This is a genomic window from Brevibacillus borstelensis (assembly GCF_037834415.1).
Taxonomy (GTDB): Bacteria; Bacillota; Bacilli; order Brevibacillales; family Brevibacillaceae; genus Brevibacillus; species Brevibacillus borstelensis_A.
The window spans coordinates 45,649-60,461 of sequence record NZ_JAUMSJ010000010.1 but is presented as its reverse complement, the minus strand read 5'-3'; the positions used below and the strand labels follow the sequence as shown (position 1 = coordinate 60,461).

The following is a 14,813-nucleotide window of genomic DNA, read 5'->3' as shown; positions in this document are numbered from 1 at the left end:
GTCTAGAAGTCTAAATATTCAATAATACAGAAAGAAGGTGATACTTATGGATAAACATGTTACGGCAGTCGCCTTTCAACGAGCAGCATTCGCTCAGTCCCCCCCTTTGCGTCCTGAGAAGGGCAACAGATCATAAGGGGCTGACCACCCCAACAGGGGGAACAAATTATGATAAGGAAGTTTTTTTTACACCCGGTAACGGTTCGGTACGCCGTGTTCATGCTGGGACTGGCCGTGATGGGCTTTGGAATCGGGATGATGATCGAGGCGAATCTAGGTGTAGCTCCGTGGGATACGCTGCACATCGGATTGCAAAAGACGTTCGGGCTGACTATCGGCAGCTGGTCGCAAATCGTCGGAGCGATCATCATACTTGCGTCTTACGTAATCGGCAAGATCAGGCCAACCGTGGGCATGTTTTTGAACATGTTTTTCTTCGGCTTGTTCATCGACTTATTTTTATGGCTGGGGTGGATTCCTACCGGTGAGACTCTATCCGAGCGAGTCGTCTTGTTCGCGGGCGGGCTTCTTATTTATACGTTCGGCACAGGGATGTATATTTCGCCGCGAATCGGGGCCGGACCACGCGACAGCTTTATGCTGGCGCTGCATGAACGAATGGGCTGGGGAATCGGCAAAGTCAGGGTCGGGATCGAATGTACGGTGGCATTGCTGGGCTTTCTCTTGGGAGGGCCGGTGTCGATCGGAACACTGGTGACGGCTGTGGCTATCGGACCGTTGATCAAGCAGTTTATCCCGATGTGGGAGCGGATGATGGCCGTCCCGTACGGAAGAGCGCCAAAGAAAACAGCTCTTTGAATAGGGCAAAGCAAAACCACCACGAAAGCATGTCGTTTTCGTGGTGATTTTTTTGAAAAATACGGGTTGTGGTATGGGGCGGACTTTTGTCTCTTTGGCAAAGCCTATCTCGATTGGGTTCGGTCATAAGCGGAGGGCTCATTAGAGGAATTCTCTCCTGTATAGAGTGGTTTTCTTTACCTAGAACGGAAAGGGATTTGTTGCCTTTTGTCGAATAAGAACACTTCCGGTTTTGCTGTCGGTCGGGATTTGTATCGCGAGCGGCAGCTTATTCGCAGGTCAATCCGGGTGGACAATCAAATAGTTGGCAGGTACTGGTGTGTGCCAATTATTTGAACAAGCAACACAATAAATGATAAATTGATATACTAGGTAGAAGTAAGATGAACTGGCTGCATGCGGATAGATTAGAAAAGGAAGATAGGGAAAATGCAAAAGGACGAAAAAATCGATACAAACATACAACAAGCCCTCTCGATGGCTCCGAAACAGGCTTGGCCGAAAATCCTGGCGCAAACCGTCAAGACAGGGATCATCAAGTCGAACTTGATTCCGATGTTTGCGGGATTGACATTGGCTTTATACACATATCGGATTAGCCCGTTTGAGAAGCTGCCGGAAATTATATTGGCTTTCATCGGTTCGAGTCTCGTAATGGGAGCGGCGGGGGCTTTTAACAACCTGTACGACCGGGATATTGATTCTGTCATGGAGAGGACAAAAAACAGGCCGACCGTGACAGGAGAGATTGAGCCGAAGACGGTGTTGTGGCTAGGCATTGTGACGACTGTCCTGGGATTGGCTGCTCTTGCATGCACGACCCCTCTTGCGGCGTTGCTCGGGTTTTTGGGCTTGTTTTTTTACGTCGTCCCGTACACGATGTGGACGAAGCGAAGAACCGTTTACAATACGGAGGTGGGAAGCATCTCCGGGGCGGCGCCTCCGCTCATCGGGTGGGCCGCCATTCATCCGGACATCACGCATCCCGCCATCCTCGGTCTCTTTGTGATCATGGTGATTTGGCAGATGCCTCATTTCTATGCGATCGCGATCCGCAAGCACGAAGAGTACAAGGCTGCGAAGGTCCCCATGCTTCCCGTAGTCAAAGGCGTCCGCAGAACTTATATCCAAACGAATGTGTACCTGGTCATGTTGATCGCGACCAGCTTTCTGTTGGGATCGCTAAGCCTTGGTCTGATGTTGGTAGCGCTTCTGTTGAGCATCTCCTGGCTCATTCTGAGCGTTTACGGCTATAAAAAAATGGACCCCGAAAAGTGGGCAAAATCGCTGTTCCTGTTTTCGCTGTTTCATATGACGGTATTGTTTTCTACAGTTATTCTCTATTCGCTTGTCGGCGTTTTTTTGGAACTGTGAGCGGACCCGACGGAGCATAGCAGCGGGTACTGCTTTAAACAGCATTGGCAGATTCTGAGAAGGAGTCTGCCTTTTTCTATTTCCGGATTCAATATTCTATGCTGAACGGTGAAGCTCTCGTTGGAAGTCAGGAAAATTATTTAAATTTATTTAAAAAAACTTGAATAAAATTTATGTTTATATTAATATAATTAAAAGAGAGAGGTGATTAACTTGGATCGTGACGAAGTCCCATCCTGGGTGCTGGCTTTAGATAAAGAGTCCCTTGAATTTATCAGAAAATTTATTGTCAACTCAGGCTCTTTAAAGAATATGGCTGCCATCTACGATGTTTCATACCCAACGGTCAGGGCCAAGCTGGATCGGTTAATCAAAAAAATTGAGCTGCACAGCAAGGAAGAAGATGTCGGGTTCGTGAACATGATTAAAAACCTGGTCATTGATGAACGGATTAGTTTAGAGGTAGCCAAGATCATTATTGAAAAATACAAAAAGGAAAGAGATGAAGAGTTATGATGCAGGTGATTCAATTTTTGGCTGCGCTGGCGGTACTTGGACTGCAACACTACCTGTCGAGACGGGATGAGGCCTATTGGGGCGCTGTCCTGCCGGTGCTGTTTGTCGCTTTTTTTGCATACGGCAAGCTGAGCGGATTGTTTGCCGAAGGGAAAGAAGTCTCCATGACGTTGGCAGCTGTGGGGGGAACGGCCATTTTACTGCTCGCGTGGGTCAATGGCCGAAATTCCGTAAAAGAAAAGCGACGCAAGGAGCTGGAGAAGATCGAGCTGCTCGATCTGTAAGAGAATCGATCGGCAGGAAAATGAGCGAAAAACATGCGAAAGCCGAGCCGACCCCTGATCGATACAAGCACTACGAAGGGGGACATACCAACTAGCCGGATCACGCGCTGCGAGCCGCCCAGCTTCCTCGCTTTCACTTGGGCGGAAGAGTCCGGATACAGCTCGGAAGTTACCTTTGAACCAACTCCGCAAGGCGAAAATGTGATTCTCGTATTGACCCGCCGCCGCCTTGCAGACGATGGCGAGATGATTAGCGTCGCCAGCGGCTGGCATACGCACTTCGGCATTCTCGTCGACCATCTGTCTGGTCGCGAGCCTGCCCCTTTCTGGTCTGCCCATGAGAAAGATAGCTGCGGGATATGAATGCTGCACCGCTCTGGAGGCGTCAGGACAAGTCCTGGCGAGGGACAAATACGGGAAGCTGGATTCGGCGGAAGAGGTGCGCCTTAAAATTGGAAAGCACAAGCTGTCCACGACAATGTCGTACAGCTTGTGCCTTCAGCCTTTAAAATCAAAAGACAGATCACCTATTTAGGCGTTTCTTTGTCCGCATCCTTGCGTTCTTCATCCAGATTGGTCCGAATGCCAATGAAGGGACCTTTTGGCGGCGGGGCGATCACGCGGTCGGTCAGCTGTTTAAAATCAGGCAAATGTTCCTCGCGATGAGTGTCGATGGGCAACAATCCTCCTTTCATCTGTGGCACTTGCTTTGAAAGTAGTATAACCAAAGCTGTTCATTGACAGTAAAGGAGAGCGATTGAAGGAGGAAGAATGTGAACATCCAAATAACCGAGCTTCGGGACGCTCGCGGAGATTACCAGATTGATCAGATCGATGGCAGCTTCATCGTCGATTCCGAGCTTGTCCTGTCCGCAGCGGATGGGCGAATCGGATATACAGTGAGAGAAGTGCCTGCTTATCAGAAAAGCTATTTGGACGAGGAGGAGGAAGAGATTGACTATGCCGAATACATCGATAATCCGGATCAAATCATGTATGTAGCGCTTGCGGACGACAACGTTGCAGGTCTGATCATTTTGAAAAAGAACTGGAATCGGTATGCCTATATCGAAGACATAAAAGTGGACAAACGCTTCCGAAGGTTTGGGATCGGCCGCAAGCTGATCAAACAGGCTGAGCTCTGGGCGAGAGCGAAAGGGATGCCTGGGATCATGCTGGAGACGCAAAACAACAATGTGAGAGCGTGCAAATTTTACGAGAACTGCGGCTTTGTGATCGGCGGCTTTGACACTTTTGTCTATAGGGGCCTGCAAAAATGCCGCAACGAGACGGCGCTATACTGGTATTTTCTTTTTGATTAGGAGAGGGCGATTTCCAGAGAGAGGATGAGACCATGACTACAGTGCCTTATTTTTCGCAATGGGAGTCTCGTAAGTTGGTGCGGGACTTTTTATCCGGGAGCGTGCTTCCGGCGGATGACCCCCTGTGGCAGCAGTCCGGCGCCACCGACCAGGAGGAATACGCGACGTGGAGCTTTCATATCTGCGGCATGGCCTGTCTGAAAATGCTGCTGGCGCATCGGCAAAAGCGGATTGCTCCTACGATCGAGCTGATGAAGCAGTGCCGGGAATACGGCGGGTATGTGCTGGGCGAGGACGGAACGATCAAAGGACTGTTCTATCGTCCCTTTGTTTCCTTTGTCGCGGACAAATTTGGGCTGCAAGCCGAGGTCAAGGAGCATACCCCGATGGAAGAGATCGGCGAACTGCTCGATCAAGGCCATGTCTACATCGCTTCCGTCCATCCCAGCATTCGTACCCCGGAGGTGACGCCGCCCCGGCAAGGCGGGCATCTGGTGTATGTTTTCGGCCACAATGCTCAACGCCAGGAGGTCGTTTTTCACAATCCGTCCGGAGACACGCCTGAAAGTCAGGAAAATGTCCGTCTGCGGCGAGAAGTCTTCGCTCGTTTTTACGCCGGGCGGGGGATATTGATCAAAGCTTCCGGATCGTCAGTCTGATTGGCGGGCGATATGCTGATTCCTCTGTCGATGTACTTCTCGTTTGTTTACTTGACAGTTCAGCGATGCTGTTTTGCCAAGTCACAAGTAGTCGCACGAGAGCAAAAAGAAATGGATAGAGATTCAGTTGATTACTGAAAACTCTATCCATTTTTTTCGTTTCAGCCAAAAATGTCCTGCATCATTTCTTATTTGTCGTTATTCGATGCAGGGGGACGGCCATGATTTGTTTAACGGACACAAATGCGTCGGTCCACTAGTTTTTCATTTAGCCAATTCCAGAGCGATGGCCGTGCAATCCGGTTCGGAGTACACATAGTCTTCGCCGGTCTGGCATTCTGTGCCGTCCCAGCCTTTTTCCACAGCTATCCGATAATAATGCTTGGCGCGATCCTTCTCGCCGATCCGGTAGAACAGGCAGGCGGCATTCCAATACAGCGATGCCATGCCGTCCCAGTCCCAGCCTTTGTCAAGGGCCTGAGCGTAGCTCCAGGCGGCGCGGGCGTAATCCTTTTCCGTACCCGCAGCGTCATCGCCCCGCATGTAATAATTGCCGTTTACAAGAAAGTTGTTCAACGGGTTCGTCCACCCGAACAGGACCGGGTATTCGGCAAGCGGCTTGAATCCGACGGAAAGGGCCGTTCGTTGTGAGGCTGTATTGCTGGACCAGCACTGCCAGCCTACCCGTGTCAGGCCCCGTTGCCTGGCCAGTGCGAGAGCGCCTGCTGCCGTCTTTTTGGCCCAGCCCTTTTCGCGATAGTCCTCTGCGGTTTCAATACCCAGCTCGCACTCGGTACCGACAACCCAATCTGTCAGGCACCAGCTGACAATGGCCGGGCCTTGCTCTGTTTCCTCAATGGCGACGCATCCGAACCCTCTGTCAAGGAATGCTTCCTGCGAGGGCCATTGCTTCGAGATTTCCTCCAAAACGTCGTCCAAACCAAAGCAATCCTCGCGAGTTAGCAGCTTTTGATCAACAGGGATGACACCGTCAGCCAGCGTCGCATCTGTGTTGCTCAAATCGTGAGAAAATGTCATTCTGGCGCTTTTCATCGCGTACAGATCTTTCATCACGATTTCCATTTTCGCTTCCCACAACGGACTTTGCGGGTAATAGACGACATAGTCCACCACATCATCAGCATCAAGCTTCGGCAAAATGTCATTCTTTATCAGGCTGTTCATTTCTTGAAAAAACAGGTCGTTATCGGGATTGCCGCCTAGATATATTCCTTCTGTGCTTGCCACCATGGCGGCTCTGGAATCATCCGCCGTAAAAATTCGGCCGGGTATGACGCCCTGGATCACCCCTTGAATGCACAAATGTCGGTTACAATCGTGAAAAATGTGCCGGGCCTTTGTAAAGTTTTCTTTTTGCAGTTCCATGAAGCAAACCTCCTTTTGTTTGGGAAAAGCATAAAATCGCATAAGGCTTAAAACGCTGATCAATGACCGCTATTTCCTTGCGAAAACAGTTGGGCAAAAATTGAGGCTTTTTTATTCATACAACCTCCGCGTACGCCTGTTTTTAGGCGCAAAAAGACCGCAAGGCAACGCCTGCGGTCTGTATCATCCTATTTTTGCCAGGCTTATTTGCAAAGCAAATAAACCCCCTTTTTTATAGGAGCCATGAGCAGCGATATCCTTATGAAGCTGCAGATGCAACACCATCTGCCACTATTCAGTTCATCATTATTCCATAAGTAAAATTAGCCTGGCGTTTCATGCCAATCATTCCCTTCAAAAGCGAGATGCATTTAGAATAACCCGGATTGGTCGCAGACACAACCCATCTTTTTGAAATAGAGAGGAATATTTACAAGATTTGAAAACAGAGGGGATGGCATCAACTGATACCGAGATCATAACCATTTTCGTCTACAAAAAGGATGAAACCATGCAAAAGCTTCAAGCTTACAACAACGAAGACGGTCTGGAATGGAAAAGATCTCTTTTCCCTTGAAGAAAGGCGATGCACCGGGCGATCTGTTCGACCCCGCTGCCGATCTGCTCCTCGTTCACCTGAGAAATGCTGAGGCGCAGCATATTTTCCCGGCGATACTCGGGCAAAAACATCCTGACCGCATCATCTGCGTGTACATGTTCCCGGAGCAGCAAATCCACCATTCGCCCGGCCTTCACATGTTCAGGGAGAAAGACAGTCAGATAAAAGCCGGAAGACGGCCTGGAAATGAAAGTGCCGGAGGGCAAGTGGAGGTCGCAGGCTTCCTGAAGCAGCTTCATCTTTCTTTGATAAACCTTTCGAATCCTTTTGACATGTCCCTGGAACATGCCGCTTTTCAAATAGATGTCCAAGGCTCCCTGAGAGAGTGCGGAGCTGTTGAAATCTGCGCTGAATTTATAGCGCAAAAACGTGTGGAGCATGAGCTTCGGCAGAACGGCAGTGGCAAGTCTCAGTCCGGGCAGCATGACTTTCGAGAAGCTTTTGATATAGATCACTCTCCCGGAAGGATCATAGGAGAACATGGGGGCATGCTTCGGATTCGGATCGAGATCGCCCAAATAATCATCCTCCACGATGTACACATCGTATTTTTGCGCCAGCTGCACGATTCGTTTTTTCGCTTCGTTTGTATAGCTGTGACCGAGCGGATTGTGAAACCGCGGGACGGTATAGAAAAATTTGATGTCATTGTTTCGGAACATGTACGCCAAAAGGTCGAGATCAAGCCCTTCCGTCGTCAGCTCGATGCCGAATGCCGTGGCCTTTTGAAGCAGGGCTGCCTCGATGAATCCGAAATAAGTAGGCTGTTCCATCAGGATATTCCTTTTTCCGTTGGGGAATGGCATAGACACCAGCATATGGAGAGCTTGCTGTGCTCCCGACACGATAAACAACCTCTCCGGGTCTGTGAACACCTGCAGATTTTGCAGGTATTTGATGAGCTGGAGGCGCAGGGAATAAAAGCCCTGGCGGTCGGAGTAATTGAACAGCTCTTCTTTATACAGATCGATGGCCTGGTTGATGCAATGCTGAAACTCAATGCAAGGCATCGCTTTCTGATCCGGACCGGCGGATAAAAAATCAACTTTTTTATTCGCGTGCTCATCATGTGGGGAGCGATACTCATTTACAACATAGTACCCGCTTTTCGGAACGGCGTAGATCAAATGCTCCCTTTCCAATTCGCTGTAAGCTTGCATGACGGTATTTTTGCTGCAGGAAAAGCGGTCGGACAACATGCGGACCGAAGGAAGCTTGCTTCCGGGACCGAGCGTTCCGTTTGCCACTTGTTCCTTTATCTCGCTCATAATCATCGCATATTTTGCGGCCACAAGGAAAACCTCCCGAATCTGTACCAGGACAGATGAGTGAAAGCGCGATTTCAATCGCTGTCTGTCTCCCCTATAGTGTAGTTATTCTGACACGTCTTTGGAAGCAATGTATGAAAATCTGGAATGGTACAGTTCATTTATTTCGTTCGCAGCTTGGGCAAACGGGGGTACAGATGCTTGGTCCCAGCTGCGAGCCAAAAGTGGGGGATTGTCATGCAGGCAGAAAAACAGGAAAAGAAAGAACGGCTAGGGTTGTTGCTCGGCGTAATCGGGGTGTTTTGTTTTAGTTTAACGCTTCCGACCACACGAATAGCGGTCGAATATTTCGGCCCCACTGTTGTCGGGCTGGGAAGAACCGTGATCGCTTCGGTCCTGGTTGCGATTGTCTTATTGATCCGGCGGGAAAAGCTTCCGTCTGCCAAACAGTTTAAAGGACTTATTATCGTGGCTCTCGGTGCAGTCTTGGGCTTTCCTTTGCTCACCTCATGGGCGATGGAGAGATTGCCTGCTTCTCACGGAGCCGTAGTAGTCGCCTTGTTGCCATTGGCTACTGCAGGCTGCGCCATGCATCGCGCAAGAGAGCTTCCTTCCTTCAAGTATTGGATGGCCAGTGTGGTAGGCTTTCTGACGGTCATCGCGTATGCCTTCCATCTCGGATTCGGCCAATTGCAGTATGCGGATTTCGCGCTGCTCGCGGCAGTCATCATCCTCGCCTTCAGTTATGCCGAGGGAGGGCTGCTGGCACGGGACTTGGGCGCTTGGCAAGTGATTGCCTGGGCACTAGTCATCGCGGTTCCGTTTATCGTCGTCCCTGTCCTGATGAACGTCACAGGGGAAATGCTACACGCCCCCCTGAAAGCCTGGATCAGTTTCATCTATCTCGCTGTCGTCAGTCAGTTTTTGGCATACGTGGCGTGGTATAGCGGCCTTGCCATGGGGGGAATTTCGCGGGTGAGCCAGATGCAGTATTTGCAGCCCTTTTTGATGATCCTCTTTTCCGCTCTGTTGCTGAATGAATCGATCACGCTTTTCACCATGGCGACGTCCGTCATTGTCGTGCTTTCTGTCATGGTAGGAAAGAATGCCCCTGTGAGAAAGGCTCAGCCCGCATCACAGTCCAAATCGATAAAATAGTCTTGCAGAGGAAGCGGGACTTGCGCGATTGATGCGGGTACAACCAAAACCAAATCGGGCAAGCCCGTTAATGCCTTGCCTGCTGTGAGCCATATGATCCCCGCCTAAGTGGGTCAGTTCTGTTCTCAGGCCGCATTTCCTTTTGCCGCAGCAGGTTTTGTCACGCCGCTTGTCAGCCACAGGAGAAGCGAGAGAGCGAAGCATAGCGCGGTAAACAGACTGATCGACAAAAACCCGCCAAAAAAAGTGTACAGCATGCCAGCCAAATAAGCGCCGAGCGTTGTGGCTCCGTGCAGAACCGAACTGCCGAGGGCGGCGATGGTTCCGCGAGCCGTCGCAGAAAGAGTTTGCAGCAGTGCCATCATGACCGGAAAGATGATTCCCCCGAGCAAAAAGATGGCGAAATAGCCGATCTTCACATAGACTGGCGACGGCGCGTGGGAGATAAACAGGTAGAGAACGGTCATCAGCCCGAGTCCGAGCAGCAGCGTGCCATGCCGCCCCCATTTTTTTACGACGGTACTCCCGAAGAAGCTGCCAATGATGTTTCCCACCCCGAGGAAGACCAGCACGCCGCCGATTTGATCGATGCTCATCGAAAACGAGTCGGCCAGCCACGTCCCTAAAAAGGTAAAGGCAGCGAAGTTTCCGGTTTGAAAGACGAAGTAGGCCAGAAACGATTTTTTTGCTTTGGATTCTCCGAGGATCAGCCCGTACCGTTCAAGGATAGAGGGCTGTTTCCCTTGCGAAACGGGCAGGATGGCCGGAACGAAAGCGAAAATGGCGATTACGAGCAAAAGCGATAAGGCTCCCAGAAGCCCGTGGCAAATCCGCACAATATCGTCGAGACACCAAAGCCGATCATGCCGTATACGATCACACTCTTGCGATTCCAGCCGTCTGAAAGAGGACCGGCGATCAGAGCAAACAGGGCATATCCCAGCGCGTAAGCGGACACCATCCAACCGGAAGCCGCGGTGCTCGCGCCGAATTCTTCGCGCAAGGCAGGGAGCAGCGGAGAGACAAGAAACGTATCTGTTCCGATGAGAAACATGACCAGAAAGAACACAGCCAGAGTTTTGTTCATGATGGGGTAACTCTCCAATCTTTGTTATGTTGTTGTGTAGTTAAACTACTATTGAACTAAAATCCCAAAAAAAATGTTTCTGATTTACAGTAATTGCCGACTGAAATCCCACGGTTTTCATCGTGGGATGAAAGACGGCTTTGCTCGAACATCCCTTCATGGGATGGGCAGAGCAAACCTGATTTGGTATAATCAGGATATGCTCTTTGAGCCGTCAAGCAAAAGACGTTAAAACAATCATCGCTCTTTGAAAACAGCATACATTGGGGTTGCTCAAGCGAATCTTCTTGAGCGTAAAATGTATGAAGTCGTTAAGAACAAGACGCTAAAACATTTGTAAGAGCAAAACTGTGGCAGATGGTAACAGTCTGCCAGCCTACGGAGCTATATGCTCTGCCGTGGGACGGGCTGATGAGACAGCCCTGAACTTGGGGGAACTACGGACAGCAGAAATGCACTTCCGACTACCACCCAAGAATCCCACTGATACCGAGGGTGTCAGCTTGCGGCTTTAACCGTGGGAGTCTCAAAAAAGAGTCTTCAGGAACCCTGGCAAGTATTTTTCAAACGTTTCCTCGTCCAGCTTTGTAAACTTGGTTTGCGCGTCTTTCCGTACCTTGATCAGCCCGGCTTCCCGCAAGGTCCGGAAGTGGTAGGACGCGTTTGACTTGGAGACAGCACAGATTTCGCCAACCTCCCCGCAGGCCATCTCTTTTTGGGTTTTGCAAAGTGTCCGGATGATTTCAATCCGTGTGGGATCTGCCAAAGCCTTAAAAATCTTTACCCGTTGTTCATCTTCTGCATGAAGTTCAATAGTCATGGAACTAATGTACAATAATCGAAAGCGAAAAGCAAGCGGGGATGCGAAAGCCAGCGAGCTTATGGAGAGAAGCGGCTGGCGAGCTCGATTGTCGGGCTCGGTTTGGTTTCAGCTCTCGCCTGTTTTTCGCTGAGCGGGGAAATCATGCAAAGACGGTTGAAGAGTAAGAAATGAAGATGGATGATCGAAGCTTCCCTGACCGCCGATTTCAGGGAAGTTGTTTTATGATAAAAGCATTACTGGATCTATACGATGGATGTGGATAATCGTTTTCGGTTTAAATATTCTGAATAGTGTTGAATCCGTTGCCGAGCAAGCATACAATGAAGACCATAGTCAACAATATCGGCGGCCAAAGCTTAGGAGGTGAAGCCATGCCAATTGTACAGATACACGTATTGGAAGGAAGAAACAAACAGCAAATCGCCCGGTTGGTCGCCAATGTCTCCGAAGCCGTCGCCGCAAGTCTGGAGGTCAAGCCAGAACAGGTGCGTGTACTGGTAACGGAGGTCCCGCCCAGTCACTGGGGCGTAGGCGGCATTACCAAAGAGGAGCAGTCTTGATCTCATAAAAAGGGGGAGCTGCGATGTCGGAGAAGAACGTCCATTTTCGAGACATTATGGAACGGGAGAAAGGGCTGCAGCGCGGGTTGACGACCCGCCAGCTGACGATGATTGCCATCGGCGGGGCAACCGGAACAGGGCTCTTTCTCGGAAGCGGGATGGCGATCGGCTTCGCGGGTCCCGGCGTCATCGTCAGCTACCTGATCGGTGCAGTCATTGCCCTGCTGCTGATGGGCTGTCTGGCTGAAATGACGGTCGCTCATCCGACAACAGGTTCGTTCGGAGCGCATGCCGAGCGGTATATCAACCCGTGGGCGGGCTTTACTGTCCGTTATTCATACTGGTTCAGCCTGGTGTGCGGGGTCGGAACCGAGGTGTCGGCGATGTCTGTCTACATGAAATACTGGTTTCCCGCCGTGCCCGGAATCGTCTGGATTTTGCTTTTCTCTGCTGTTCTCATTTATGTAAACGCTGCCAGCGTCCATTTGTTTGGCACCGTTGAATACTGGTTCTCGATGATTAAAGTAACGGCCATTCTTTTGTTTATCGTATTGGGAGCCTTTGTCGTATTCGGCAGCAGCGGTCATCCGGAGATGGGTGTGCGAAATCTCACTGCCAACGGGGGGTTTTTCCCCAACGGGTTCTGGGGGATGTGGATCGCGATTTTCATCTCGTTGTTCAGCTATTTGAGCATCGAGATGATCGCGGTCAGCGCCGGAGAAGCGAAGGAGCCGGAGAGAGCCGTTCCCATTGCGTTAAAATCAGCTGTCGTCCGGCTGGTGCTCTTCTACATCCTGACGCTAGCCCTGATGCTGATGATCGTCCCCTGGAACGAGGCGGGAAGCGACAAAAGCCCGTTTGTAAAAGTATTCGAGCTGATCAACATTCCGGGTGCAGCCGGAATCATGAACTTCGTCGTCCTGACGGCAGCTCTCTCGGCCATGAACAGCCAATTGTACATCTCTACCCGGATGGTGTTTTCGCTGTCCCGCGGGGGATTTGCCCCAAAAAAATTGGGGGAGCTGAGCAAGAAAGGCGTTCCGGTGAAGGCGCTTGGTTTGTCTACGATCGGGATTGCGATTGCCTCCATCGTCAATTTGGCGGAGCCGGACAGCTCCTTTGCCGTCATGATTTCGCTGTCCAGCTTTGGCGCGATGTTTGCCTGGTTCATGGTGTTCGTGACGCATTTGTTTTTCCGCCGCAAATGGGAGCAGCTGGGCGGACGCAAGCTGCCGGTGAGAATGATCGGCTATCCGTATTTGACTGTTCTGGGAGCCGTTTTGCTCGCGTGTGTCGTTCTGTCGACCTGGTTCCAGCCGGAGTTTACGGACACGCTGAGGCTCGGGTTCCCGTGGCTCATCCTGATTACGGTTTGTTATTTTATCTGGAAAAAGGCCAATCCGACAGCCTACCGGCAATCGACAGATCAACAGAACAAGCATATCTCATCGTAGCACGCTGCCGATCAGAGCGTAGCCGGCGCTGTAATCGTACAAAGGGTGCGCATCCCGTCATGGAGCGCACCCTTTGCTTGTGTTGTTTATCTGAAACAGTATCCGTTTTGTCCATTTTGCCCGATTCATTTCGGAGTGGCAGGTGCAGAGGCTGGCTGCGGCTGGATACTGCCTCCGTTGCGGTCGATTCTCGCCAACAGACGGGATTGAAACACCCCGGCTACCAACAGAAGGACAGCGAAAACGGCAAACATCGCAGCGCCGCCAAAGCTGCTGAGAAGAACCCCGCCGAGGAACGGACCGATCGCTTCGGATACGCGCCAATGCAGGCCGAAGATCGAGAAATAACGGCCGCGCATCTCTTCCGGAGCCCAGACGGAAATCGATTTTTCCAAATGTATGCCGTAGAGGATACCGCCTATGACCGCCACGATGCGTGAAGCCACCAGCGGTCCAAAGCTCAGCGAGAATGCGTACCCGAGCGCGGACAGCATAGCCAGCATGTAGCCGATGAGCACGATGCGGTGCGATTTTTTGTTTTCCACCAGCGAAGCGATCCACATCTGGAGGACGATCGAGGCGATCGAACCAATCGACAGCAGCGACGAGTAGATCCATTCGTAATTGTCCGGTATCCGCACTTGCAGAAACAGCGGGAAAGTCGACCAGTTTTGGCACGCAAGCAGCGAGGTGGGGACGGTCAGCAAGGTGAACAAAAAGAGCTGCTTGTGCTTGCGGACAGAGATTTTGAAAAAATGAGTCTCCTTTTTCTTCGCTTTCGCTCGGGCCTGTTCAGGCAATGTCTCGGGGATTTTCCACCAGACGAGAAGCAGGTAGAGCAAGGACACAAAGACAAAGAACATAAAAACGAGGCTCGGGTTTGTCCGGAAAGCGAAGAGGCCGATCATCGGACCAGCCGCAATGCCGATCGATGCTGCCGTCCCAAGCATTCCGTAAACTTTTGCCCGGTTTTCCTCCGGTACCATGTCGGCAATTTGGGCGTCGGCTGCCGGGAAGAACATATAAGAGCCCGCGCCCATCAGCGTGATGAACAAGGCAAAGGCCCAGAGGGAGTCGACAAAGACAAAGGCTGTCAGACAAATGGACTGTACGGCGAGCGAAAGCATCATCGTCGGCTTCCGTCCGATGCGATCGGACAGCCCGCCAAAAAACAGGTTAATGGCGAAGCCCGCGACGGACTCCAATCCGATAACGGCGGTGATCACCGCAACAGAGGAGTCGAACTTTTCCGTCATATACAAAACCAAAAACGGATACATCATAAACTGGGCAATCTTGGTCAACAAGGTGCCCACCACCCTCACCCATACGGCTGTGCCGTAAAGCTTGTACGTATGGAACAGACGATTCATGGCGCTGCCTCCTCCTTTTGTTTGACTGCATACCGAAACAGGAGAGGCAAGCGTGAAGAAATATATTCATGACCAGTACCTCCTGCTTCGGTTCAATACCGATCCGAAAGC

Annotated in this window: 17 protein-coding genes; 10 read left to right on the top strand and 7 right to left on the bottom strand. The window is 50.9% G+C overall.

Translation table 11 applies throughout. The features are described from left to right. Positions 1-168 precede the first annotated feature (168 nt). The 5 genes from Q3F21_RS11065 (at position 169) to Q3F21_RS11045 (ending at position 3,356) form a co-directional block, all read left to right on the top strand. A complete protein-coding gene (locus tag Q3F21_RS11065) occupies positions 169-819 on the top strand; it encodes a YitT family protein (protein WP_340252433.1) in 651 nt (216 codons plus the stop codon). Positions 820-1,296: 477 nt separating this feature from the next. Beyond that, complete coding sequence (gene cyoE, locus Q3F21_RS11060; RefSeq protein WP_340252518.1) at positions 1,297-2,193, top strand: heme o synthase; 897 nt, start codon at positions 1,297-1,299, stop codon at positions 2,191-2,193. A 213-nt stretch (positions 2,194-2,406) separates the two neighbouring features. Beyond that, positions 2,407-2,709 carry a DUF2089 family protein gene (locus Q3F21_RS11055; RefSeq protein WP_340252431.1) on the top strand — a complete coding sequence of 101 codons (303 nt, stop codon included), beginning with the start codon at positions 2,407-2,409 and terminating at the stop codon, positions 2,707-2,709. After that, positions 2,706-2,993 carry a hypothetical protein gene (locus Q3F21_RS11050; RefSeq protein ID WP_340252429.1) on the top strand — a complete coding sequence of 96 codons (288 nt, stop codon included), beginning with the start codon at positions 2,706-2,708 and terminating at the stop codon, positions 2,991-2,993. The genes Q3F21_RS11055 and Q3F21_RS11050 overlap by 4 nt, the downstream gene beginning before the upstream one ends. A gap of 33 nt (positions 2,994-3,026) precedes the next feature. Then, positions 3,027-3,356 (top strand): SRPBCC domain-containing protein, encoded by a 330-nt coding sequence (locus Q3F21_RS11045; RefSeq protein ID WP_340252427.1) that lies wholly within the window; start codon positions 3,027-3,029, stop codon positions 3,354-3,356. 164 nt (positions 3,357-3,520) lie between these two features. Here the strand turns inward: Q3F21_RS11045 and Q3F21_RS11040 are convergent, their stop codons facing one another. After that, entirely contained in the window at positions 3,521-3,688 is a 168-nt protein-coding gene (locus Q3F21_RS11040) for a hypothetical protein (RefSeq protein WP_340252425.1), read from the bottom strand. Positions 3,689-3,766: 78 nt separating this feature from the next. On the opposite strand from Q3F21_RS11040, the gene Q3F21_RS11035 reads away from it, so the two are divergent. Both Q3F21_RS11035 and Q3F21_RS11030 read left to right on the top strand, forming a co-directional pair. After that, the gene (locus Q3F21_RS11035) at positions 3,767-4,315 is read left to right on the top strand and encodes a GNAT family N-acetyltransferase (RefSeq protein WP_340252423.1); all 549 of its coding nucleotides are present in this window, start codon (positions 3,767-3,769) and stop codon (positions 4,313-4,315) included. 32 nt (positions 4,316-4,347) lie between these two features. Beyond that, a complete protein-coding gene (locus tag Q3F21_RS11030; RefSeq protein ID WP_340252421.1) occupies positions 4,348-4,974 on the top strand; it encodes a C39 family peptidase in 627 nt (208 codons plus the stop codon). Between the two features lie 264 nt (positions 4,975-5,238). Here Q3F21_RS11030 and Q3F21_RS11025 read toward each other — a convergent pair whose 3' ends face one another. Next, on the bottom strand, positions 5,239-6,360 hold the full coding sequence (locus Q3F21_RS11025; protein WP_340252419.1) for a GNAT family N-acetyltransferase: 1,122 nt from the start codon (positions 6,358-6,360) through the stop codon (positions 5,239-5,241). Between the two features lie 528 nt (positions 6,361-6,888). Continuing rightward, a complete protein-coding gene (locus Q3F21_RS11020) occupies positions 6,889-8,271 on the bottom strand; it encodes a PLP-dependent aminotransferase family protein (RefSeq protein WP_340252417.1) in 1,383 nt (460 codons plus the stop codon). A 213-nt stretch (positions 8,272-8,484) separates the two neighbouring features. On the opposite strand from Q3F21_RS11020, the gene Q3F21_RS11015 reads away from it, so the two are divergent. After that, positions 8,485-9,405 (top strand): DMT family transporter, encoded by a 921-nt coding sequence (locus tag Q3F21_RS11015; protein WP_340252415.1) that lies wholly within the window; start codon positions 8,485-8,487, stop codon positions 9,403-9,405. A 125-nt stretch (positions 9,406-9,530) separates the two neighbouring features. Here the strand turns inward: Q3F21_RS11015 and Q3F21_RS11010 are convergent, their stop codons facing one another. The 3 genes from Q3F21_RS11010 to Q3F21_RS11000 form a co-directional block, all read right to left on the bottom strand. Further along, on the bottom strand, positions 9,531-10,202 hold the full coding sequence (locus tag Q3F21_RS11010) for an MFS transporter (protein ID WP_340252413.1): 672 nt from the start codon (positions 10,200-10,202) through the stop codon (positions 9,531-9,533). After that, positions 10,193-10,492, bottom strand: a complete 300-nt coding sequence (locus tag Q3F21_RS11005; RefSeq protein ID WP_340252411.1) for an MFS transporter — start codon at positions 10,490-10,492, stop codon at positions 10,193-10,195. Before Q3F21_RS11005 ends, Q3F21_RS11010 begins: the two co-directional genes overlap by 10 nt. Before the next feature lie 526 nt (positions 10,493-11,018). Beyond that, a complete protein-coding gene (locus tag Q3F21_RS11000; protein ID WP_340252409.1) occupies positions 11,019-11,312 on the bottom strand; it encodes a metalloregulator ArsR/SmtB family transcription factor in 294 nt (97 codons plus the stop codon). Positions 11,313-11,686: 374 nt separating this feature from the next. Here Q3F21_RS11000 and Q3F21_RS10995 point away from each other — a divergent pair, with 374 nt between their 5' ends. After that, the gene (locus Q3F21_RS10995; RefSeq protein ID WP_340252407.1) at positions 11,687-11,875 is read left to right on the top strand and encodes a 4-oxalocrotonate tautomerase; all 189 of its coding nucleotides are present in this window, start codon (positions 11,687-11,689) and stop codon (positions 11,873-11,875) included. 23 nt (positions 11,876-11,898) lie between these two features. Further along, a complete protein-coding gene (locus tag Q3F21_RS10990; protein ID WP_340252405.1) occupies positions 11,899-13,329 on the top strand; it encodes an amino acid permease in 1,431 nt (476 codons plus the stop codon). A 125-nt stretch (positions 13,330-13,454) separates the two neighbouring features. Here Q3F21_RS10990 and Q3F21_RS10985 read toward each other — a convergent pair whose 3' ends face one another. Then, entirely contained in the window at positions 13,455-14,702 is a 1,248-nt protein-coding gene (locus tag Q3F21_RS10985; RefSeq protein WP_340252403.1) for an MDR family MFS transporter, read from the bottom strand. Positions 14,703-14,813: the final 111 nt, after the last annotated feature.